Source organism: Streptomyces sp. NPDC110618, assembly GCF_055657065.1.
Genome location: NZ_JBVKBN010000001.1, coordinates 510579 through 532051 on the forward strand (window position 1 = coordinate 510579; position 21473 = coordinate 532051).

The following is a 21473-nucleotide window of genomic DNA, read 5'->3' on the forward strand; positions in this document are numbered from 1 at the left end:
TGGGGATACTCACAGCATGTCTGCCGAGTACGCGACCTTCGGCCTGGCACCGGCGATGCGTGCCGGTGGCGTCCTCGCCAACGGTGACTACCAAGTGCACCGGGACTTCGTCGACTTCGTCGTCGACGGCCGCCCGCTGCTGTTCCAGCTCTCCGACCTCGACGCCGTCTCCCCGCTCGCCTCCGACGTACCACCCGCGATCTTCACCGCCCACGTCCGCAGCCTCCTGCTGGAGGCGGACGCCCCGCTTCCGGGCGGCCGTTACGTCATCTACGGCTGCCCCGAGTGCGAGAACCTCGCCTGTGGCGCGGTCACCGCCGCCATCGAGGCGGACGGCACCGACTTCATCTGGCGGGACTTCGCCTGGCAGACCGACGAACACGCCGACCTCGAACGCAACGGCTACCACGGCATAGGGCCCTTCCGGTTCCGCGGCACCGAGTACCGCGCCGCGCTGGCCTCCCTCCTCGATCAAGCCCCCGCCGGTGGCCGGCGCCGGGTCCTGCTCATCGGCGCCCGGGTCGCCCTGCTGGCCAAGCTCGCCGCCGCCCTGCGCACCATCGGCATCGGCGCCGACATCACCCGCGACGCCGAGGGCGTCCCCGCCGACGAACTGCGCTCCTACGGCGCCGTCGCCTTCGGCCGCGCGATCAGCGCCGAGGAACGCGCCGCCGTACGCGCCGCCTTCCAGCGCGCCGGGGTCGAGGTGGCCTACGTCGACGGCCTCGCCCCGATCGTCCCGCTGCTGGTCGCCCAGATCGAACACGCCCTCGACCGCAGCCCGCTCCAGCAGCGCCGGCTGACCCGGCTGGTCGCGGCCGACGGCGAGGCCGGGGTGGAGGTCACCTCCCCGTGCCGGGTCCGTCTCACCGCGTACCGCCTGGACCGCCTGTACCGCACGCACACCCACGAGGTCTTCGACGGCGTCCTGGAAGCCGGCCGCCACCGCATCGCCCTGGACACCAAGGCGGTGAAGGGCGAGTCCTTCGTGGTGGCGCGGACCTCCGGGAGCGTACTGGTGGAGGCCATGGCCCGGTGACCTGGGAGGAGCACGACAGCACCTAGGATCGGGTCCCTGATGACTGCCACCCTCGTCGTGAAGAACCTCGCCGCCGGACACGGCGACCGTGCCCTGTTCAGCGGGCTCGACCTCGTCGTCGCGCCCGGGGACGTGATCGGTCTGGTCGGTGCCAACGGCGCCGGGAAGTCCACCCTCCTGAGGATGCTCGCGGGCCTCGCGGCGCCCGAGGAGGGCGAGCTGCGGCTCTCCCCGCCGACCGCGACCGTCGGCCACCTCCCGCAGGAGCCGGAGCGGCGCCCCGGGGAGACCGTCCGCCAGTTCCTGGCCCGTCGCACCGGCGTCGCCGAGGCCCAGCGCGCCATGGACGAAGCCACCCAGGCCCTGGTCGACGGCGCCCCCGGCGCGGACGACGCCTACGCCGCAAGCCTGGAGCGCTGGCTGGACCTGGGCGGCGCCGACCTCGACGAGCGCGCGGAGGAGGTCGCCGACTCCCTGGGCCTCGCCGTCGACCTGGACCTGCCGATGACGGCCCTCTCCGGCGGCCAGGCCGCCCGCGCCGGACTCGCCTCGCTGCTGCTCTCCCGCTATGACGTCTTCCTTCTCGACGAGCCCACCAACGACCTCGACCTCGACGGCCTGGAACGCCTGGAGCGCTTCGTCACCGGCCTGCGCGCCGGCACCGTCGTCGTCAGCCACGACCGCGAGTTCCTCACCCGCACCGTCACCAAGGTCCTCGAACTCGACCTCGCCCAGCAGCGCGTCAACCTCTACGGCGGCGGCTACGCGGCCTACCTGGAGGAGCGCGAGGTCGCTCGCCGGCACGCCCGCGAGGACTACGAGGAGTACGCCGACAAGAAGGCCGCCCTCCACGAGCGGGCGCAGACGCAGCGCGCCTGGATGGACAAGGGCGTGAAGAACGCGCGCCGCAAGGCGGGCAACGACAACGACAAGATCGGCCGCAAGTTCCGCAGCGAGGCCAGCGAGAAGCAGGCCGCCAAGGCCCGCCAGACCCAGCGCATGATCGAGCGCCTGGAGGTCGTCGAGGAGCCGCGCAAGGAGTGGGAACTGCGCATGGAGATCGCCTCCGCACCCCGCTCCGGGGCGGTGGTGGCCACCCTGCGCGAGGCCGAGGTGCGCCGGGACGGCTTCACGCTCGGCCCGGTCACCCTCCAGATCGACTGGGCGGACCGGGTCGCGGTCACCGGCGCCAACGGCGCGGGCAAGTCCACCCTCCTCGGCGCCCTCCTCGGCCGTATCCCCCTGACCGCGGGACAGTCGGCGCTCGGCTCCGGGGTGCTGATCGGCGAGGTCGACCAGGCCCGCGAGCTGTTCCTCGGCGAGGAGTCACTGCTGGACGCCTTCTGCGCGGCCGTCCCGGACACCGAGCCGGCGGAGGTGCGCACGCTCCTGGCCAAGTTCGGCCTGAAGGCGAACCACGTGCTGCGCCCGGCGGCCACCCTCTCACCCGGCGAGCGCACGAGGGCCGCCCTCGCCCTGCTCCAGGGCCGGGGCGTCAACCTCCTCGTCCTCGACGAGCCGACGAACCACCTCGACCTGCCCGCCATCGAGCAACTGGAGTCGGCCCTCGACTCCTACGAGGGCACGCTCCTGCTGGTGACCCACGACCGCCGGATGCTGGACGCGGTACGGGTGACCCGCCGCCTGGAGGTGGCGGACGGCAAGGTGACCGAGCGCTAGTCAGCTCTTGCCCTTGCCCTTGAGCAGGGCGCAGACGAAGTTCTCCTGAACCGCGCGCAGCTTGCGCAGCAGTTCGGGCTTGAGGGTCTGGTTGATCTGGGTCGTGGTGGAGAAGGTGAGCGACTTGCGCCCGTCCGGGGTCGCCGCGATCAGCTGGGTGTAGCCGGGGGTGTTGCCGGTGTGGCCGAGGACGACACCGCAGCGGGTCTGGTACCGGAACAGCGCGAGCCCCGCCATGTTCCTCCCCGGCCCCGCGGGCTCGGACGCGCCCTCGATCCAGGCACGCTGCTGCTTCACGACGGGGCGGCCGTAGAGCTTGCCCCCGGCGTAGCCGCGGACGAAGCGGGTCATGTCGGCGGGCGTGGAGACGATGCCGCCCGAGGCCCACACCCCGGACATGCTGATCAGCTCGCTGACGTCCTCGGTCGGCTCGCCCGGGGTCACGTCGTAGCCGTGCAGGTACGGCGTCGGCATGCGGTACCCCTGCGGCAGGCTGGTGTTCCGCAGCCCGAGCGGCCGGTACACCAGCTCCCGCAGCAGCCGCTCGTACCGCTCACCGGTGACGGCCTCGGCCATCAGCGCGACGGCGATGTTGTCGGAGTTGGAGTACTGGTACCGGCTGCCCGGCCGGAAGTTGAGCGGCCGGTCGGCGACGTAGTCGAGCAGTTTGCGCGAGTCGAAGTGGTGGTGCGGGTCGGCGAGCAGCGTCTCCCGGAACCGCAGGGAATCGGAGTAGTCGGGCAGCCCGCTGGTGTGGTTGAGCAACTGCCGCAGCGTCACGGACCGCCACGCCTTCGGCAGACCGGGCAGCCGCTTCCCGATGGTGTCGTCGAGGCTCAGATCCCCGAGCTGGACGAGTGACAGCGCTACCGCCCCGCTGAACGCCTTGGCCGCACTGGCGATCCGCATGTGGTCGTACGGCCGGGGCTTGCGCTGGGTACCCAGCTCGGCGACTCCGGCCTTGACCACCTTCACGTGGTGCCCGTCCTTGAGCACGGCGATGATCCCGGGCGGTCCGCCCGGTCTGCGGGTCAGCTCCTCCAACTGCCGCTGAAGGGCGGGGTCGGTCTCCGGCCGAGGATGCCCGGCGGCACTCGCGGCAGCGGGGGACAGCCCGGCGAGACAGACCACGGCCAGGGGAACCGCCCCCCACCGGGCACGGCGGACGACAGGACGACGCTTCGACATGGGCACTCCCGTGGGACACAGAACCGGTCGCGCACCAGCCTGCGGTCCCCGGGAGCGCCGGGCCGCTCGTGTTGCTGCACACGGCCCAACGCGGGGGCGTTCGCGCCTGCCCCCGCACCGGGCCGTGGATCAGCGCTTGCCCTTCTTCGGGTCCAGCAGGCCCGCTCGGCGCAGGGCGTCGGCCATGGCGCTGTTGGCCGGGGGCGGGGCCTGGCGGGAGCCACCGCCGCCGGAGGGCCGGCCCTGGCGCTGCTGGGGCGGACGTCCACCGCGCTGCTGGCGGCGCTCGCCTCCGCCGCCCTGGCTCTGCGGGGTCGCCTCGTCGTCCAGGCGCAGCGTCAGCGAGATGCGCTTGCGCGGGATGTCCACGTCAAGGACCTTCACCTTGACGATGTCGCCGGGCTTGACCACGTCCCGCGGGTCCTTCACGAAGGTCTTGGACATCGCGGAGACGTGCACCAGGCCGTCCTGGTGGACGCCGACGTCGACGAAGGCGCCGAAGGCGGCCACGTTGGTCACCACGCCCTCCAGGACCATCCCGGAGGACAGGTCGGAGAGCTTCTCCACGCCCTCCTTGAAGGTGGCCGTCTTGAAGGCGGGACGCGGGTCGCGGCCGGGCTTCTCCAGCTCCTTGAGGATGTCGGTCACGGTCGGCAGACCGAACGTCTCGTCCACGAACTCCTGCGGCTTCAGCGACCGCAGCACGCTGGTGTTGCCGATCAGGCTCGCCACCTCCTGGCCGGAGGTCTTCACCATCCGCCGGACCACCGGGTACGCCTCGGGGTGCACGCTGGAGGCGTCCAGCGGGTCGGTGCCGCCCCGGATGCGCAGGAAGCCCGCGCACTGCTCGTACGCCTTGGGGCCGAGCCGCGGCACCTTCTTCAGCTCGGCGCGGGACCGGAACGGGCCGTTGGCGTCGCGGTGCGCCACGATGTTCTCGGCGAGCCCGGAGGTGATGCCGGAGACCCGGGCGAGCAGCGGGGCGGACGCGGTGTTCACGTCCACGCCGACGCCGTTCACACAGTCCTCCACCACCGCGTCCAGCGAGCGCGACAGCTTCACCTCGGACAGGTCGTGCTGGTACTGGCCGACACCGATCGACTTCGGGTCGATCTTCACGAGCTCGGCCAGCGGGTCCTGCAGCCGTCGCGCGATGGAGACCGCGCCGCGCAGCGACACGTCCATGTCGGGCAGCTCCTGCGAGGCGAACGCGGAGGCCGAGTACACCGAGGCGCCGGCCTCGGACACCATCACCTTGGTGAGCTTCAGCTCCGGGTGCCTGGCGATGAGTTCACCGGCGAGCTTGTCGGTCTCCCGGGACGCCGTGCCGTTGCCGATCGCGATCAGCTCGACCGCGTGCTCCTTGGCGAGCCGCGCCAGCTTGGCGATGGCCTCGTCCCAGCGGTTGGCCGGGACGTGCGGGTAGATGACGTCGGTGGCGACGACCTTGCCGGTCGCGTCGACCACGGCCACCTTCACGCCCGTGCGGAAGCCCGGGTCCAGGCCGAGCGTCGCGCGCGTGCCGGCCGGGGCGGCGAGCAGCAGGTCCCGCAGGTTCGCCGCGAAGACGTTCACCGCCTCGTCCTCGGCGGCGGTCCGCAGCCGCAGCCGCAGGTCGATCCCGAGGTGCACCAGGATCCGGGTCCGCCAGGCCCAGCGGACGGTGTCCTGCAGCCACTTGTCGGCCGGGCGGCCCCGGTCGGCGATACCGAACCGCGCGGCCACGATGCCCTCGTACGACGACGGCCCGTCCGTCGGCTCCTCCGGCTCCAGGACGAGGTCGAGGACCTCCTCCTTCTCGCCGCGCAGCATCGCCAGAATCCGGTGCGAGGGCAGCTCGGTGAAGGGCTCGGAGAAGTCGAAGTAGTCGGCGAACTTGGCGCCCGCCTCCTCCTTGCCCTCGCGCACCTTGGCGGTCAGCCGCCCGCGCACCCACATCCGCTCGCGCAGCTCGCCGATCAGGTCGGCGTCCTCGGAGAACCGCTCGGTGAGGATCGCGCGGGCGCCGTCGAGGGCGGCCTGCGGATCGGCCACGCCCTTGTCGGCGTCGACGAAGGCCGCCGCCGCGGCGAGCGGCTCGACCGCCGGGTCCGTGAGCAGGCCCTCGGCGAGCGGTTCGAGACCGGCCTCGCGGGCGATCTGCGCCTTGGTCCGCCGCTTGGGCTTGAAGGGCAGGTAGATGTCCTCCAGGCGCGCCTTGGTCTCGGCGCCCCGGATCCGCGCCTCCAGCTCGTCGGTGAGCTTGCCCTGCTCGCGCACGGACTCCAGGATCGCCGTCCGGCGCTCCTCCAGCTCCCGCAGATAGCGCAGCCGCTCCTCGATCGTGCGCAGTTGCGCGTCGTCGAGCATCTCGGTCGCTTCCTTGCGGTAGCGGGCGATGAAGGGCACCGTCGAACCGCCGTCGAGCAGTTCCACGGCAGCCTTCACCTGCCGCTCCCGTACGCCGAGTTCCTCGGCGATCCTGCCTTCGATGGACCCTGCTGCCATGGACCCGCTGGACCCGGGTGTCGTCACGATCCCGTACCGCCTTCTCACTGAGGTTGCGCGGCAATTGTGGCAGGTGACACCGACAACCGGGGATCAGGGCGCCACCGGATCAGGCGCGGTGCCCCTTGGCGCTGCCCGAGGCGCCGCCGAACAGCCGGGCGAGCGCCCGGAACGGCAGCGTGACGACAGTGGCGATGGCGCCGCCGATCTGGCGCAGAACATCAGCGATAGCACGGAACACGAGCATCCCCTTTCCTTCCCGACCGGGCCGGCCGGTGGGTGCCGGGTACCTCACCTGCGCCGGGGCATGCACGGCGGTCGATCAGGGACGTATCGATCAGCCCGGGAGAAGGCCCGCCGCATGTGGTCGCGCCGGCCGGCGGGGCGGTCCGTACCGATGCGGCCGCGGCCGCGCGGACCGCTGCCGGTCCCGGTGCCGCGCCGGTCGGCCCTTGCCGGTCAGCCCTTCCCGATCAAGTCCGCCGGAAAGGCGCCCGCCGCCAGTGCCGTGCGGACGAACCCGGAGGTCAGTTCGGTCAGCCGGGCGACGCCCTCGGGGCCCAGGTGTTCGTAGGGCGCGCGGTCCAGGCGGTCCGTGTGCTGTTCGATCTCCTCGCGCAGGGCGGTGCCCCGGTCGGTGAGGCCGCCGGAGTCGTCCAGCAGTCCGCGCTCGCGCAGCCGGGCGCAGGCCGCCTCCCAGTCGTCCTGGCTCCAGCCGCGGGTGGCCAGTTGCCAGCGCGGGGTGAAGCCGCGGCCGGTCGCGGTATGCGTCACCAGGGCCTCCAGGCCGTCCAGTTCGGCGGAGACCAGCGCGATCAGATGCCCGTCGCCCCGGTACTCGCGCAGCAGCGTGGCCGCGTGGAAGTACGCCAGGTGCGGCTCCCCGGGGACGGGGAGGTCGGCGTGGGCGGCGTACAGCGGGCGGGCGTGGCGCGTGCACGCCTCGGCGGCGCGCAGGGCCAGCCGCGCGGCCTCCGCCATCTCCGCCGAGGCGACGGCGTCGTCCCCGAGCAGCCGACGGAGCATGGCGTCCACGGCACGCGCGCGTGCCGCCAGCACCTGCTCCGGGGCGGCCGTCCGCCACACGGCGGGGACGTGCCGGGCCACGGCCTCGTACTTGTAGTTGTAGAAGGTCGCGGCCACGGTCCCGGGCCCCGCGGCGCCCAGGGCGGCGGCCCGCATCGCGAAGTTCACGGCCTTGGGGTGGGTGATCCCGAGGGCCTGCGCCTCCTGGCCCAGTTCGGGCGCGAAGTAGTGCAGGGCGTGCAGCGTGTTGAGGGCACTGGCGCAGCGGCGGGCCGCGCGCGGGTCCAGGGCGGCTGTAGTCATGCCCGGCAGGTTACCGACCGGTTGGTATCTCCTGTCCAGAGGGCTGCCCGGATGACAGGAAGACGGCGGCCCGGATGACAGGAAGACGGCGGCCCGGATGGCAGGAAAGGTGGGAAGCTCGTCATTGCGGCCATCGCCCCGCCCGCCAAGAATCGTGTGCATGGCGCAGCGAACGGTTCTCCTGGTCCTCTTCGACGGCGTCCAGAGCCTGGACGTCACCGGCCCGCTGGAGGTCTTCGCGGGCGCGGAGCTGCGGGTCCGGGGCAGCTACGGCATCAGCACCGCCTCCCTGGACGGCGCCCCGGTCCGCACCTCCAGCGGCCTGACCCTGGTCCCGGACACCTCCCTCGCCGCCGCGCCCGCACCGCACACCCTCCTGGTCCCCGGCGGACAGGGCACCCGGAGCCCGGCTCCCGCCCTGACGGACTGGCTGCGCGCACACGGTCCGCACATCCCACGCCTGGTCTCGGTCTGCACCGGCGCGATCCTGCTCGCCGAGGCAGGCCTCCTGGACGGCCGCCGCGTGACCACCCATTGGGCGTACTGCGACAAACTCGCCCGCGACCACCCTGCCGTGCGCGTCGACCCCGACCCCATCTACGTCCGGGACGGCCCCGTCGCCACCTCGGCGGGCGTCACCGCGGGCATCGACCTGGCGCTGGCCCTGGTCGAGGAGGACCTGGGCCGGGAGACCGCCCTGACCATCGCCCGCCACCTGGTGGTCTTCCTGCGCCGCCCCGGCAACCAGGCCCAGTTCAGCGCACAGCTGGAAGCCCAGACGGCCCGCCGCGAACCCCTTCGGGACATCCAGCAGTGGATCACCGAGCACCCGGCCGCCGACCTGGGTGTCGAGACCCTGGCCGCCCGCGCGGGCCTCTCCCCGCGCCACTTCGCCCGTGCCTTCCGCGCCGAAACGGGCACGACCCCCGGCCGCTACGTGGACCGGGTCCGCCTGGAACACGCCCGCCGCCTGCTGGAGGACACCACCTCGGGCATCGAGGAAGTCGCTCGGGCCAGCGGCTACGGCACGCCCGAAGCCATGCGCCGGGCCTTCCTCAAGGCCTTGGGCACGGCCCCCACGGAGTACCGCCGCCGCTTCCGCCCGGCGCACACGCCCTGACAACCAGCCACCCCGGAAAGGCCGACATGCAGATCGCCATCCTCCTCTTCGACCGCTTCACCGCCCTGGACGCCGTGGGCCCCTACGAAACCCTCGGCCGACTCCCCGACTCGGAAACCGTCTTCGTGGCCGAGCAGGCCGGTCCCGTCCGCACCGACACCGGCAACCTCGCGCTCACCGCCGACCGCACCCTCGCCGACGTGACGAGCCCGGACATCGTCGTCGTGCCGGGCGGCCCGGGGCAGACCCCGCAGATGGAGAACACCGCGCTCCTGGACTGGCTGCGCGCCGTGGACGCCACCAGCACCTGGACCACCTCCGTGTGCACCGGCTCGCTGCTGCTGGCCGCCGCCGGGCTGCTCAAGGGACGGCGGGCCACCTCGCACTGGCTGGCACTGGAGTACCTGAAGCGGTTCGAGGTCGAGGCCACGGGGGAGCGGGTCGTCATCGACGGCAAGTACGTCACCGCCGCCGGGGTCTCCTCCGGTATCGACATGGGGCTGACCCTGCTCGGGCGCATCGCGGGCGACGAGCACGCCCAGGCCGTACAACTGCTGACCGAGTACGACCCGCACCCGCCCTACGACGCCGGTTCGCCCGAGAAGGCCCCCGCGCACCTGGTGGAGGAGTTCCGGAGCAGGAGCCGGTTCATCCTGACGTAGGAACGCTCCAGGTGAACCGGGGCGGCCTGCGCTGGAGGAAGGCGGCGACGCCCTCCGCCAGGTCGCCCCCGGAGCGGGCCTGCGCGCGCCAGTGGTCCTCGCGGTCCGCGCGGCCGTCGGCGAACTCCTTCGCGGCGGCCTGCGTCAGCTGGGACCGGCTCACCAGGATCCGGGTGAACTCCGCGACCCGCTTGTCCAGTTCGCCCGCGGGCAGCACCTCGTCGACCAGTCCCGTGCGCAGCGCCCGCTCGGAGTCGATCAACTCGCCCGAGAACAGCAGGTACTTCGCCGCCGACGGACTCGTCAGCGCCACCAGCCGCCGGGTGGAGGACGCCGGGTAGACGATGCCGAGATTCGCCGGTGTCACCCCGAACAGCGCCCCCTCCTCCGCGAACCGCAGATCGCAGGCCGCCGCCAACTGCGTACCGCCGCCCACGCAGTGCCCGCGCACGGCGGCCAGCGTCGGCTTGGGGAAGGCGGCGAGGGCTTCCTCGGCCCGTACCGCGAGGCGCTGCGCCTCCTCGGGCGCCTCCTGGAGCGTACTGATGTCCGCGCCCGCGCAGAACGTCCCGCCCGCCCCGGTCAGCACCAGCGCCCGCACCTCCGGATCGGCCGCCAGCTCCTTCAGCAGCGGTGGCAGCTCCGCCCACATCGCCGACGTCATCGCGTTGCGCTTCACGGGGTGGTGGATGACGACGGTGGCCACCGAGTCGGTGACACCGTGCAACAGCTGCGGCTCCATGCGCGGGATGTTATCCGCCCCCGTGCGGGGTCCAGGCCTGGGTGCGGCCTTCGTCACGCGCAAACCCGTACAACCCGAATAGTTCGTAAAGGTGGCACGGGTCGGACAGGATCGGTCCCAGTCCCGACCAGGTCATACGGCATCGATCGTGAAACGCTCGAAAATAGCTGACTTGTGTTCAGTTCCCTGGAGCGGAGCGGCTCAGTACCAACACTCGACCCGTGGTGACAATCGAGCGCAAGGGTGGCGACCGGACGATGGAGAACCACGGGCGCGGGCCCGCCCCACGCCCAGCGGATGGCCCACTTCCCTACGAGGGGGTGTGGCGGTTCACCGCCTCGGCCGTCGACGCGTCCGTCCCGCAGGCGCGGCACGCCGTACGGGACCTGCTGTACCGCCAGGGGGTGCCGCTGACGGACGACCAGGTGCACGGTCTGCTGCTGATCGTCTCGGAGCTGGTCACGAACGCCGTCCGGCACGCGGCCCTGCTCTCCCCGATGCTCGCCGTGGAGGTCGCCGTCGGCGCCGAATGGGTGCGGGTGTCCGTGGAGGACAACCACCCCTACCGCCCCACCGCCCTGGAGGCCGACCACGGCCAGACCGGCGGGCGCGGGCTGCTGCTGGTGCGCGAAGTGGCCCGGGAGTGGGGCGGCGTCTGCGACGTCGAGCACACCGCGAGCGGCGGCAAGGTGATCTGGGCCGCCCTGCCGCTCAGACCCGCGCACGTGCCGTAGGACGCCTCGGCTTCAGGTCCGCGGCGCACGTGCCGCGCGACCGCTCACCAGCCGGCCGACGGGCCCGTCAGTTCGCGCACCGCGGGACGGGCCGCGTCCAGCACCGTCATGAACCAGGACGAGAAGGTGTCCTTCGCGTGCCGCTCCGCCAGCTCCCCGGGCGTGACGAACGCGGTGGCCCCGACCTCCTCCGGGTCCGGCCGGGGCGGCGCCTGCACCAGGCCCACGAAGAGGTGGTTGAACTCCTGCTCCACCAGGCCCGAGTCCGGGTCCGGGTGGTTGTAGCGGACCGTGCCCGCCTCGGCCATCAGCGACGGTGAGACCCCCAGCTCCTCGAAGGTCCGCCGGGCCGCCGCCGCGAACGGCGCCTCACCCGGGTAGGGGTGCCCGCAGCAGGTGTTGGACCACACGCCGGGGGAGTGGTACTTGCCCAGCGCCCGCTGCTGGAGCAGCAGCCGGCCCCGCTCGTCGAAGAGGAAGACGGAGAAGGCGCGGTGCAGCTGCCCCGGCGGCTGGTGGGCGGCGAGCTTCTCCGCGGTGCCGATCGTCACACCGTTCTCGTCGACCAGTTCGAGCAAAATCTCGTCCGCGGTGCCGTTCGACGGTGTGTGCGTCGCTGCGGCAGGTGTGATCGGCATACCCATCCTTCGCATCGGTTGTGCGCCCCAAGTGTGCCGCACGAATCCGGCACTCCCGGCATGTGATCGTGCCCGGCGCGGCGACGGTGGAACCCTGGCGCCGCCCGCCTGTGGGGGTGAAGACGCCACCGCGCGCCGGACCGCTGCACTCCGGTCCGGACGGGTTCAGTGGCAGAGCCGCGCCTCGTGCTCGGCGTGCCCGCCGGGCTCCAGTTGGAAGGTGCAGTGCTCGACGTCGAAGTGGTCGCCGAGGCAGCCCTGGAGCTCGTGCAGCATCTTCTCGTGCCCGATCGCGCTGAGCACCTCGGAGCTGACGACCACGTGCGCGGAGAGCACCGGCATCCCCGAGGTGATGGTCCAGGCGTGCAGGTCGTGCACGTCCTCGACACCGTCGAGGGCCAGTATGTGGGCCCGTACGTCGGCCATGTCGACGCCCTTGGGCGCCGCCTCCAACAGGACGTCCAGGGTCTCGCGGAGCAGCTTGAGGGTGCGCGGCACGATCATCAGACCGATCAGCAGCGAGGCGACGGGGTCGGCCGCCTGCCAGCCCGTCGTCAGGATCACCACCGCGGAGAGCAGCACCGCCACCGAGCCCAGCGCGTCCGCGGCCACCTCCAGAAAGGCGCCGCGCACGTTCAGGCTCTCCTTCTGGCCGCGCATCAGCAGCGTGAGGGAGATCATGTTCGCGACCAGACCGATCGCGCCGAACACGATCATCAGCCCGCCCTCGGTCTCCGCCGGGGTGATGAACCGCTGGATCGCCTCGTACAACACGTACCCGCCGACGCCGAGCAGCAGCAGACAGTTGGCGAGCGCCGCGAGGATCTCGGCGCGGGCGTAGCCGAAGGTGCGGTTGCCGGTCGCCGGTCGGTTGGCGAAGTGGATCGCGAGCAGCGCCATGGCGAGCCCCACCGCGTCGGTCGCCATGTGCGCGGCGTCCGCGACCAGGGCCAGGGAGTCGGCGACCACACCGCCGACGATCTCCACGACCATGACGGTGAGCGTGATCGCCAGCGCGACGCGCAGCCGTCCGCGGTACGCCGTGGTCGCCGTACCGCCGCCGTGCCCGCCGTGGGCGTGCGAGTGATCGTGCCCAGCCCCCATGGAAAGCCGCCTCCTGTCGTCGCTGCCGGGATCACAGTGAACTACGGGTGGGGGGTATCCGGCAACGCGGCACTGAACACCGTTGTCATATGCTCTGACCTGCGCAAACGATCCGCAGGTCAGAGCGCTGGGGCGATCATTCGCCGTGGTGCAGCAGCCATCCCCGCCAGGCGGACTCGACCATCTCCACAACCGTGCGGCGGGCGGTCCAGCCCAGCACCTCGGCGGCCCGCGCGGCGGAGGCGACGGCGCGCGGCGCGTCCCCGGGACGGCGGCCCTCCACCACCGGCGGCCGCCGGTCCCCGGTGACCTCGCCGATGACGTCGATCAGCTCGCGCACCGAGACGCCCTCGCCGCGGCCGATGTTGACCGTCAGGTCACCGCTCGCGCCGGACGCCAGGTGCCGGGCGGCCGCCAGATGGGCCTCGGCGAGATCGGCGACATGGATGTAGTCCCGTACACAGGTGCCGTCCGGGGTCGGATAGTCGGCGCCGAAGATCCGCGGCGCCTCGTCACGGGTCAGCCGGTCGAAGACCATCGGCACGATGTTGAACACCCCGGTGTCGGCCAGCTCGGGCGCCGCGGCCCCGGCCACGTTGAAGTAGCGCAGGCACACCGTCGCCATGCCGTGGGCGCGGCCCGCGGCCCGTACCAGCCACTCGCCGGTGAGCTTGGTCTCGCCGTAGGGGTTCACCGGGGCGCACGGGGTGTCCTCGGTGATGAGGTCCACCTCGGGGTTGCCGTAGACCGCGGCCGAGGAGGAGAAGACGAACCGCTCGACGCCGGCCCCGGCCGCCGCGTCGAGGAGGGTGGCCAGGCCCCCCACGTTCTCCCGGTAGTACCGCGTCGGCTGGGCCACCGACTCGGCGACCTGCTTGCGCGCCGCGAGATGCACCACACCCGTCACCGCGTGCTCGGCGAGGACCCGCTTGAGCAGCTCGGCGTCGAGGGACGAACCCCGCACCAGCGGCACCTCGGCGGGCAGCCGTGCGGGAATTCCGGTGGACAGGTCGTCCAGCGCCACCACGCGCTCCCCGGCCCCGCTCATGGCCCGCGCCACATGTGCCCCGATGTACCCGGCCCCGCCGGTGATCAGCCACGTCATGGTCGCCCACCCTATGCTCCGGCCCCGCGGCCGTAAGAAATGCGTCGAATGTCCTTTCTGGTAGCGCGGTTTGTGGGCCGGGCCCCGTTTCCCCGATGATGATCGCGGCAAAGGCGCGTGCGAACCGCGTTGTTCGGACCGGGAAACGGGCGGTGAACGCCGCGTTCCCGTTATCCGATAGCCTCTGCCGACATGTCGCCCGGGTGCCACGGACCGGGGCGCCCCCATCCTGTCAATGACCGGCGCCGGCGCGTCGGCACCCAGGGAGTGAGTTCGGTTGTCGACCGCCATCCTCACCGGTCAGCCGGTCCCCGGATCGTCGATCGAGAGCGAGCTGCGCTCCCTCGGCTTCGACGTCCGCACCGCCGCCGACGCCGCTGAGGCGGAGTCGCTGCTGGCGCGGGTGCCGAGCGGGGAGCGGGTCGCCGTGGTCGACGCCCGCTTCGTCGGCCATGTGCACGCGCTGCGCCTCGGGCTGACCGACCCCCGCTTCCCGCTCGCCGCGATCCCCGGCGCCGTCACCGCCCAGCCCGCCGCACGGCAGGCCCTGACCCGGGCGCTGGCCCGCGAGAACTCCGCCGCCGGCACCACCCTCGTGGACAGCCTCGCCGACCGGATCGTGGAGGCCCTCGACACCGAGGTGCACCGCCCCGAGCTCGGCAGCCTGGTGGCCACCGTCCCGGCCGACCCGCAGACCCGCAACGAGGCCCGGCAGGCCGTCGCCGCCGTCGACGACGAGGCCATACGTCTGAAGTCGGCGGTCAAGGCCCGCGACGGCTTCTTCACCACCTTCTTCATCAGCCCCTACTCCCGCTACATCGCGCGCTGGTGCGCCCGCCGCGGCCTGACCCCGAACCAGGTCACCACCGCCTCCCTGCTCACCGCGCTGATCGCGGCGGGCTGCGCGGCCACCGGCACCCGCGTCGGCTTCGTCGCCGCCGGTGTGCTGCTGCTCTTCTCCTTCGTGCTGGACTGCACCGACGGCCAGCTCGCCCGCTATTCGCTGCAGTACTCCACCCTCGGCGCCTGGCTCGACGCCACCTTCGACCGGGCCAAGGAGTACGCCTACTACGCGGGCCTCGCCCTCGGCGCGGCCCGCGGCGGCGACGACGTGTGGGCACTCGCCCTCGGCGCGATGGTCCTGCAGACCTGCCGGCACGTCGTGGACTTCTCCTTCAACGAGGCCAACCACGACGCCACCGCCAACACCAGCCCCACCGCCGCCCTCTCCGACAAGCTCGACAGCGTCGGCTGGACGGTCTGGGTGCGCCGCATGATCGTCCTGCCGATCGGCGAACGCTGGGCGATGATCGCCGTGCTCACCGCCTTCACCACCCCGCGGATCACCTTCTACGCCCTGCTGATCGGCTGCGCCTTCGCGGCCACGTACACCACGGCGGGCCGCGTCCTGCGCTCGGTGACCCGCAGGGCCCGCCGCACCGACCGCGCGGCGCGGGCGCTGGCCGACCTCGCCGACTCCGGCCCCCTCGCCGAGGGTCTCGCGCGGGCGATGAAGAACGTCGCGAGCAGGCTCCCCGGCTTCGCCGCCCCCGCCGTCGCCCTGCTCGGCGGCCTCGCAGTGGTCGCCACCGCCGCGTTCACCGACTTCGGCGGCCCCCTGCCCGTCGCCGGCGCCCTCGTCTACGCCGTGACGTCCGGCCTCGCCGTCGCCCGGCCCCTCAAGGGCCCCCTCGACTGGCTGGTGCCCCCGGTGTTCCGCGCCGCCGAATACGGCACGGTCCTGGTGCTCGCGGCCCGCGCGGAGGTGAACGGGGCCCTTCCTGCGGCTTTCGGACTGGTGGCCGCCGTCGCCTACCATCACTACGACACGGTGTACCGCATCCGCGGCAACGCCGGAGCGCCCCCGGCCTGGCTGGTGCGCGCCGTCGGGGGGCACGAAGGACGGACTCTGCTCGTCACCGTCCTGGCCGCGGTCCTCACCGCCTCGCAATTCCAGGCAGCGCTCACGGTTCTGGCCGTGGCCGTCGCCCTCGTGGTGCTCGTCGAGAGCATCCGCTTCTGGGTGTCCGCAGGGGCACCCGCCGTTCACGATGAAGGAGAACCCGCATGATCGGCCTCGTGCTCGCGGCCGGCGCCGGACGGCGTCTGCGCCCCTACACCGACAGCCTTCCCAAGGCTCTGGTGCCGGTGGGCCCCGCGGGCATAGAGGGCGAACCGACGGTCCTGGACCTCACCCTCGGCAATTTCGCCGAGATCGGCCTGACCGAGGTCGCGATCATCGTCGGCTACCGCAAGGAGGCCGTGTACGCGCGCAAGGCGGCGCTGGAGGCCAAGTACGGCCTCAAGCTCACCCTCATCGACAACGACAAGGCCGAGGAGTGGAACAACGCCTACTCCCTGTGGTGCGGCCGTGACGCCCTCAAGGACGGCGTGATCCTCGCCAACGGCGACACCGTCCACCCGGTCTCCGTCGAGAAGACGCTGCTCGCCGCCCGCGGCGACGGGAAGAAGATCATCCTCGCCCTGGACAGCGTGAAGTCCCTCGCCGACGAGGAGATGAAGGTCGTCGTGGACCCCGCCAAGGGCGTCACGAAGATCACCAAGCTGATGGACCCGGCCGAGGCCACCGGCGAGTACATCGGCGTCACCCTTATCGAGGGCGACGCCGCCCCCGAACTGGTCGACGCGCTGAAGACGGTCTGGGAGACCGACCCGCAGCAGTTCTACGAGCACGGCTACCAGGAGCTCGTCAACCGCGGCTTCCGGATCGACACGGCGCCGATCGGTGACGTTCAGTGGGTCGAGATCGACAATCACGACGATCTCGCCCGCGGACGGGAGATCGCGTGCCAGTACTGACCCGGCTGATTCCCTCGCCGGTCGTCGTGGACATCCGCCCGGGTGCCCTCGACGACCTTGGCTGCGTCCTCGCCGACGAGCGCGTCTCGCACTCCGGCAAGCTGGCCGTCGCCGTCAGCGGCGGCTCCGGCGCCCGGCTGCGCGAGCGGCTCGCCCCCTCGCTGCCCGGCGCCAGCTGGTACGAGGTCGGTGGCGGCACCCTCGACGACGCGGTCCGGCTGGCCGGCGCCATAAAGGCCGGCCACTACGACGCGGTCGTCGGACTCGGCGGCGGCAAGATCATCGACTGCGCCAAGTTCGCCGCGGCACGGGTCGGCCTCCCCCTGGTCGCCGTACCGACCAACCTCGCGCACGACGGCCTGTGCTCGCCGGTCGCCACCCTCGACAACGACGCGGGCCGCGGCTCCTACGGCGTGCCCAACCCGATCGCGGTCGTCATCGACCTCGACGTCATCCGGGAGGCCCCGGTCCGCTTCGTGCGCGCCGGGATCGGGGACGCCGTCTCCAACATCTCCGCCATCGCGGACTGGGAACTGGCCCACCGCGTCAAGGGGGAGAAGATCGACGGCCTGGCCGCCGCCATCGCCCGGCAGGCCGGGGAGGCGGTGCTCAGGCACCCGGGCGGGGTCGGGGACACCGACTTCCTCCAGGTGCTCGCCGAGGCGCTGGTGCTCAGCGGTATCGCCATGTCGGTGTCGGGCGACTCCCGCCCGTCCTCCGGCGCCTGCCACGAGATCAACCACGCGTTCGACCTGCTCTACCCCAGGCGCGCCGCCGCCCACGGCGAACAGTGCGGGCTGGGCGCGGCCTTCGCGATGTACCTGCGCGGTGCCCACGAGGAGTCGGCCTACATGGCCGGGGTGCTGCGTCGCCACGGGCTTCCGGTGCTGCCGGAGGAGATCGGCTTCAGCACGGAGGAGTTCGTCCGTGCCGTGGAGTTCGCTCCGCAGACCCGGCCCGGCCGCTACACCATCCTCGAACACCTCGACCTGACAACCGACCAGATCAAGGACATCTACGCCGACTATGTCAAGGCCATCGGTAGCTGAACTCCGTCCGGTCGTTCACCCCGCGGGGGTGAAGGACCGGCGCAGCGGTGAGCACTGGATGGGACGCCTCTACATGCGTGAGGTGTCCCTGCGGGTCGACCGCTACCTGGTCAACACCAGGGTCACGCCCAACCAGCTCACGTACCTGATGACCGTCTTCGGTGTGCTCGCGGCCCCGGCACTGCTCGTGCCGGGGATCCCGGGCGCCGTGCTCGGTGTGGTCTGCGTGCAGATGTATCTGCTGCTGGACTGCGTCGACGGCGAGATCGCCCGCTGGAAGAAGCAGTACTCGCTCAACGGTGTCTACCTGGACCGGGTGGGCGCCTACCTCACCGACGCCGCCGTCCTCGTCGGCTTCGGACTGCGCGCCGCCGACCTGTGGGGCAGTGGCCGTATCGACTGGCTGTGGGCCTTCCTGGGCACCCTGGCCGCGCTCGGCGCCATCCTGATCAAGGCCGAGACCGACCTGGTCGGGGTCGCCCGGCACCAGGCCGGCAAGCCGCCGGTCAAGGAGGCCGCCTCCGAGATGCGCTCCTCCGGCATGGCGCTCGCCCGCCGGGCCGCCGCCATGCTCAAGTTCCACCGGCTGATCCTCGGCATCGAGGCCTCGCTGCTGATCCTGGTCCTCGCCGTCGCCGACCAGATCCGCGGCGACCTGTTCTTCTCCCGGCTCGGCGTCGCCGTACTCGCCGGGATCGCGATGCTCCAGACCCTGCTGCACCTGGTCTCCATCCTCGCGTCGAGCAGGCTGAGGTGAGCGCCCCCATGGAGACCTCCCTGAAGGTCGGCGCGGTGATCATCACCATGGGCAACCGGCCCGAGGAACTGCGCGCGCTCCTCGACTCCGTCGCCAAGCAGGACGGCGACCGGGTCGAGGTGGTCGTCGTCGGCAACGGCGCGCCCGTCCCGGACGTCCCGGAGGGCGTGCGCACCATCGAGCTGCCCGAGAACCTCGGCATCCCCGGCGGCCGCAACGTCGGCATCGAGGCGTTCGGCCCCAGCGGCCGTGATGTCGACATATTGCTCTTCCTCGACGACGACGGCCTGCTCGCGAACCACGACACCGCTGAGCTGTGCCGCAAGGCCTTCGCCGAGGACCCCGAGCTCGGCATCATCAGCTTCCGTATCGCCGACCCCGAGACCGGGCAGACGCAGCGCCGCCACGTCCCCCGGCTGCGCGCCAGCGACCCGATGCGCTCCTCCCGGGTCACGACCTTCCTGGGCGGCGCCAACGCCGTCCGCACCCAGGTCTTCGCCGAGGTCGGCGGACTCCCGGACGCATTCTTCTACGCCCACGAGGAAACCGACCTGGCATGGCGGGCCCTCGACGCGGGCTGGATGATCGACTACCGGTCCGACATGGTGCTGTACCACCCCACGACCGCCCCCTCGCGGCACGCGGTCTACCACCGCATGGTCGCCCGCAACCGCGTCTGGCTGGCCCGCCGCAATCTGCCCGCCCCGCTGGTCCCGGTCTACCTGGGCGTCTGGCTGCTGCTCACCCTGGTGCGCCGCCCCTCGGTCCCCGCGCTGCGGGCATGGTTCGGCGGATTCCGGGAAGGCTGGACGAGCCCCTGCGGGCCACGCCGTCCCATGAAGTGGCGTACGGTGTGGCGGCTGACCAGGCTGGGCCGTCCTCCCGTCATCTGACAAGCTTCCAAGCAGGCACAGGAGGTCCACACCCAGACCTCAGGCACCCGGCATGCCCGCACAGGCTGCGCATCCCGAAGACGAAAGTTTCCACCAGTGAGTGAGACAACGCACGACGGCCAGGTCGCGGTGACCGCGCCCCCGTCGCCCGACGAGGGACTCACGGCGGCCGAACTGGCCGCCAAGTACGGGCTGACCGTGAGCGGCGCCCGCCCCACGCTCGTCGAGTACGTCCGCCAGCTCTGGGACCGGCGGCACTTCATCCTCGCCTTCTCACGGGCGAAGCTGACCGCCCAGTACAGCCAGGCGAAGCTCGGCCAGCTGTGGCAGGTGGCCACACCGCTGCTGAACGCGCTCGTGTACTTCTTCATTTTCGGTCTGCTCCTGGGCGCCCGTAAGGGCATCCCGCACGACATCTACGTGCCGTTCCTGGTCACGGGTGTGTTCGTGTTCACCTTCACCCAGAGCTCGGTCCTCGCGGGCGTGCGCGCCATCTCCGGCAACCTGGGCCTGGTGCGCGCGCTGCACTTCCCGCGCGCCTCCCTGCCGGTCTCCTTCGCGCTCCAGCAGCTCCAGCAGCTGCTCTACTCCATGATCGTGCTGGTGCTGATCATGGTCGCGTTCGGCAGCTACCCGAGCCTGGCCTGGCTGCTGGTGGTCCCCGCGCTCACCCTGCAGTTCGTGTTCAACACCGGCCTGGCGCTGATCTTCGCCCGGATGGGCAGCAAGACCCCCGACCTCGCCCAGCTGATGCCGTTCGTGCTGCGGACCTGGCTGTACGCCTCGGGCGTCATGTTCAGCATCCCGGCGATGCTGGCCGACAAGGACGTACCGGGCTGGGTCACCGAGGTCCTCCAGTGGAACCCCGCTGCCGTCTACATGGACCTGATCCGCTTCGCGCTGATCGACGGCTACGGCTCGTCGTACCTGCCCCCGCACGTGTGGCTGTTCGCCGTGGGCTGGGCCGTGGTGATCGGGGCCGTCGGCTTCGTGTACTTCTGGAAGGCGGAAGAGAGGTACGGCCGTGGCTGAGCAGCAGGCGGACCGCCGCCCCACCGTGATCGCCGACGATCTGCACATCGTCTACCGCGTCAACGGCGCCAAGTCCGGCAAGGGCAGCGCCACCGCCGCCCTCAGCCGCATCCTCAGGCGCGGCGAGGAGCGGGGCGTGCGCAAGGTGCACGCCGTGCGCGGGGTCTCCTTCGTCGCCTACCGCGGCGAGGCCATCGGCCTGATCGGCTCCAACGGCTCCGGCAAGTCGACCCTGCTGCGCGCCATCGCCGGGCTGCTGCCCGCCGAGAGCGGCAGGGTCTACACCGACGGCCAGCCCTCGCTGCTCGGTGTGAACGCGGCCCTGATGAACGACCTGACCGGTGAGCGCAACGTCATCCTCGGCGGGCTCGCCATGGGTATGACCCGCGAGCAGATCAAGGCGCGCTACCAGGAGATCGTGGACTTCTCCGGCATCAACGAGAAGGGCGACTTCATCACCCTGCCGATGCGCACCTACTCCTCCGGCATGGCGGCCCGGCTGCGGTTCTCCATCGCCGCCGCCAAGGACCACGACGTACTGATGATCGACGAGGCCCTGGCCACCGGCGACCGCAAGTTCCAGAAGCGCTCCGAGGCCCGCATCCGCGAGCTGCGCAAGGAGGCCGGCACGGTCTTCCTGGTCAGCCACAACAACAAGTCGATCCGTGACACCTGCAACCGTGTGCTGTGGCTGGAACGGGGCGAGCTGCGCATGGACGGCCCGACGGACGAGGTCCTCAAGGAGTACGAGAAGTTCACGGGCAAGTAGTCCACCCGGGACCGACGCACCCGGCCCACGCCGCTTCCTCCAGCCCCGCCGGAACCCTTCCGGCGGGGCTCCGCGTCTGCAAAGGAAACGCCAACTTCGGCTTCCCTTAGGAATCTTGGGACCAATCGGTGTGTTCTTGTGATGCGCAGGACACCCCGGTAAACCACTGTGCGTTGTACAACGTAAGCTGGACCGGTCCCGAATCGCGGCAAGTGGGGCCATAATGCCCCACACCCTCTGCCGGGGAGCCCGCGCGGACGGCCGGGCGGCGTGTCCGAAATAGTGTGTATTGGGTCGGCGGTGTAGAACGGGAGATGTGACGGCA

20 protein-coding genes are annotated in these 21473 nt (G+C 71.7%); 12 read left to right on the forward strand and 8 right to left on the reverse strand.

Translation table 11 applies throughout. The annotated features are described in order from the left end of the window. Positions 1-16 precede the first annotated feature (16 nt). Entirely contained in the window at positions 17-1039 is a 1023-nt protein-coding gene (locus ACZ7L7_RS02200) for an oxidoreductase (protein WP_285513907.1), read from the forward strand. A 39-nt stretch (positions 1040-1078) separates the two neighbouring features. Next, on the forward strand, positions 1079-2719 hold the full coding sequence (locus ACZ7L7_RS02205; protein ID WP_285513908.1) for an ABC-F family ATP-binding cassette domain-containing protein: 1641 nt from the start codon (positions 1079-1081) through the stop codon (positions 2717-2719). On the opposite strand, the gene ACZ7L7_RS02210 is transcribed toward ACZ7L7_RS02205, so the two are convergent. The 4 genes from ACZ7L7_RS02210 to ACZ7L7_RS02225 all read right to left on the reverse strand — a co-directional run bounded on the left by ACZ7L7_RS02210 (position 2720) and on the right by ACZ7L7_RS02225 (position 7723). Then, positions 2720-3907, reverse strand: a complete 1188-nt coding sequence (locus ACZ7L7_RS02210) for a serine hydrolase domain-containing protein (protein WP_453604822.1) — start codon at positions 3905-3907, stop codon at positions 2720-2722. A gap of 129 nt (positions 3908-4036) precedes the next feature. Beyond that, entirely contained in the window at positions 4037-6394 is a 2358-nt protein-coding gene (locus tag ACZ7L7_RS02215) for a Tex family protein (RefSeq protein WP_453604820.1), read from the reverse strand. 109 nt (positions 6395-6503) lie between these two features. Then, positions 6504-6635, reverse strand: coding sequence for an LPFR motif small protein (locus ACZ7L7_RS02220; protein WP_255310010.1), 132 nt, complete (start codon positions 6633-6635; stop codon positions 6504-6506). A gap of 218 nt (positions 6636-6853) precedes the next feature. Further along, positions 6854-7723 (reverse strand): SCO6745 family protein, encoded by an 870-nt coding sequence (locus tag ACZ7L7_RS02225; protein ID WP_472074433.1) that lies wholly within the window; start codon positions 7721-7723, stop codon positions 6854-6856. Positions 7724-7883: 160 nt separating this feature from the next. Here ACZ7L7_RS02225 and ACZ7L7_RS02230 point away from each other — a divergent pair, with 160 nt between their 5' ends. Next, complete coding sequence (locus ACZ7L7_RS02230) at positions 7884-8843, forward strand: GlxA family transcriptional regulator (RefSeq protein WP_472074435.1); 960 nt, start codon at positions 7884-7886, stop codon at positions 8841-8843. Between the two features lie 26 nt (positions 8844-8869). Continuing rightward, positions 8870-9505 carry a DJ-1/PfpI family protein gene (locus tag ACZ7L7_RS02235; protein ID WP_453604814.1) on the forward strand — a complete coding sequence of 212 codons (636 nt, stop codon included), beginning with the start codon at positions 8870-8872 and terminating at the stop codon, positions 9503-9505. Here ACZ7L7_RS02235 and ACZ7L7_RS02240 read toward each other — a convergent pair. Then, a complete protein-coding gene (locus ACZ7L7_RS02240) occupies positions 9492-10247 on the reverse strand; it encodes an enoyl-CoA hydratase/isomerase family protein (protein ID WP_471591665.1) in 756 nt (251 codons plus the stop codon). The genes ACZ7L7_RS02235 and ACZ7L7_RS02240 overlap by 14 nt on opposite strands. A 257-nt stretch (positions 10248-10504) precedes the next feature. Between ACZ7L7_RS02240 and ACZ7L7_RS02245 the strand changes: the two genes are divergently transcribed. Then, positions 10505-10981: an ATP-binding protein gene (locus ACZ7L7_RS02245; RefSeq protein WP_093718110.1), complete on the forward strand. Its 477-nt coding sequence runs from the start codon at positions 10505-10507 to the stop codon at positions 10979-10981. Between the two features lie 44 nt (positions 10982-11025). Here ACZ7L7_RS02245 and idi read toward each other — a convergent pair whose 3' ends face one another. The 3 genes from idi to galE form a co-directional block, all read right to left on the reverse strand. After that, the gene (idi, locus tag ACZ7L7_RS02250) at positions 11026-11619 is read right to left on the reverse strand and encodes an isopentenyl-diphosphate Delta-isomerase (RefSeq protein WP_285513913.1); all 594 of its coding nucleotides are present in this window, start codon (positions 11617-11619) and stop codon (positions 11026-11028) included. 165 nt (positions 11620-11784) lie between these two features. After that, entirely contained in the window at positions 11785-12723 is a 939-nt protein-coding gene (locus ACZ7L7_RS02255; protein ID WP_285513914.1) for a cation diffusion facilitator family transporter, read from the reverse strand. 136 nt (positions 12724-12859) lie between these two features. Continuing rightward, positions 12860-13828: a UDP-glucose 4-epimerase GalE gene (gene galE, locus ACZ7L7_RS02260; RefSeq protein WP_472074437.1), complete on the reverse strand. Its 969-nt coding sequence runs from the start codon at positions 13826-13828 to the stop codon at positions 12860-12862. 277 nt (positions 13829-14105) lie between these two features. Here galE and ACZ7L7_RS02265 point away from each other — a divergent pair, with 277 nt between their 5' ends. From ACZ7L7_RS02265 to ACZ7L7_RS02295, 7 genes are all read left to right on the forward strand, one after another. After that, on the forward strand, positions 14106-15899 hold the full coding sequence (locus ACZ7L7_RS02265; protein ID WP_285513916.1) for a DUF5941 domain-containing protein: 1794 nt from the start codon (positions 14106-14108) through the stop codon (positions 15897-15899). Continuing rightward, positions 15896-16648: a phosphocholine cytidylyltransferase family protein gene (locus ACZ7L7_RS02270; protein ID WP_453604808.1), complete on the forward strand. Its 753-nt coding sequence runs from the start codon at positions 15896-15898 to the stop codon at positions 16646-16648. Before ACZ7L7_RS02265 ends, ACZ7L7_RS02270 begins: the two co-directional genes overlap by 4 nt. After that, positions 16636-17697 carry an iron-containing alcohol dehydrogenase family protein gene (locus ACZ7L7_RS02275; protein WP_285513918.1) on the forward strand — a complete coding sequence of 354 codons (1062 nt, stop codon included), beginning with the start codon at positions 16636-16638 and terminating at the stop codon, positions 17695-17697. The genes ACZ7L7_RS02270 and ACZ7L7_RS02275 overlap by 13 nt, the downstream gene beginning before the upstream one ends. After that, positions 17675-18454: a CDP-alcohol phosphatidyltransferase family protein gene (locus ACZ7L7_RS02280; protein WP_285513919.1), complete on the forward strand. Its 780-nt coding sequence runs from the start codon at positions 17675-17677 to the stop codon at positions 18452-18454. Before ACZ7L7_RS02275 ends, ACZ7L7_RS02280 begins: the two co-directional genes overlap by 23 nt. Positions 18455-18462: 8 nt before the next feature. Continuing rightward, a complete protein-coding gene (locus tag ACZ7L7_RS02285; protein ID WP_285513920.1) occupies positions 18463-19347 on the forward strand; it encodes a glycosyltransferase family 2 protein in 885 nt (294 codons plus the stop codon). A 96-nt stretch (positions 19348-19443) separates the two neighbouring features. After that, complete coding sequence (locus tag ACZ7L7_RS02290) at positions 19444-20379, forward strand: ABC transporter permease (protein ID WP_285513921.1); 936 nt, start codon at positions 19444-19446, stop codon at positions 20377-20379. Beyond that, the gene (locus tag ACZ7L7_RS02295; protein WP_285513922.1) at positions 20372-21148 is read left to right on the forward strand and encodes an ABC transporter ATP-binding protein; all 777 of its coding nucleotides are present in this window, start codon (positions 20372-20374) and stop codon (positions 21146-21148) included. Before ACZ7L7_RS02290 ends, ACZ7L7_RS02295 begins: the two co-directional genes overlap by 8 nt. The last annotated feature ends 325 nt before the right edge of the window (positions 21149-21473 follow it).

Coding starts and splice junctions, on each gene's coding strand:
- ACZ7L7_RS02225 (WP_472074433.1), bottom strand. CDS start 7,723: ATGACTACAGCCGCCCTGGACCCGCGCGCGGCCCGCCGCTGCGCCAGT.
- ACZ7L7_RS02200 (WP_285513907.1), top strand. CDS start 17: ATGTCTGCCGAGTACGCGACCTTCGGCCTGGCACCGGCGATGCGTGCC.
- galE (WP_472074437.1), bottom strand. CDS start 13,828: ATGACGTGGCTGATCACCGGCGGGGCCGGGTACATCGGGGCACATGTG.
- ACZ7L7_RS02205 (WP_285513908.1), top strand. CDS start 1,079: ATGACTGCCACCCTCGTCGTGAAGAACCTCGCCGCCGGACACGGCGAC.
- ACZ7L7_RS02255 (WP_285513914.1), bottom strand. CDS start 12,723: ATGGGGGCTGGGCACGATCACTCGCACGCCCACGGCGGGCACGGCGGC.
- ACZ7L7_RS02245 (WP_093718110.1), top strand. CDS start 10,505: ATGGAGAACCACGGGCGCGGGCCCGCCCCACGCCCAGCGGATGGCCCA.
- ACZ7L7_RS02270 (WP_453604808.1), top strand. CDS start 15,896: ATGATCGGCCTCGTGCTCGCGGCCGGCGCCGGACGGCGTCTGCGCCCC.
- ACZ7L7_RS02210 (WP_453604822.1), bottom strand. CDS start 3,907: ATGTCGAAGCGTCGTCCTGTCGTCCGCCGTGCCCGGTGGGGGGCGGTT.
- ACZ7L7_RS02215 (WP_453604820.1), bottom strand. CDS start 6,394: ATGGCAGCAGGGTCCATCGAAGGCAGGATCGCCGAGGAACTCGGCGTA.
- idi (WP_285513913.1), bottom strand. CDS start 11,619: ATGCCGATCACACCTGCCGCAGCGACGCACACACCGTCGAACGGCACC.
- ACZ7L7_RS02240 (WP_471591665.1), bottom strand. CDS start 10,247: ATGGAGCCGCAGCTGTTGCACGGTGTCACCGACTCGGTGGCCACCGTC.
- ACZ7L7_RS02280 (WP_285513919.1), top strand. CDS start 17,675: ATGTCAAGGCCATCGGTAGCTGAACTCCGTCCGGTCGTTCACCCCGCG.
- ACZ7L7_RS02285 (WP_285513920.1), top strand. CDS start 18,463: ATGGAGACCTCCCTGAAGGTCGGCGCGGTGATCATCACCATGGGCAAC.
- ACZ7L7_RS02235 (WP_453604814.1), top strand. CDS start 8,870: ATGCAGATCGCCATCCTCCTCTTCGACCGCTTCACCGCCCTGGACGCC.
- ACZ7L7_RS02230 (WP_472074435.1), top strand. CDS start 7,884: ATGGCGCAGCGAACGGTTCTCCTGGTCCTCTTCGACGGCGTCCAGAGC.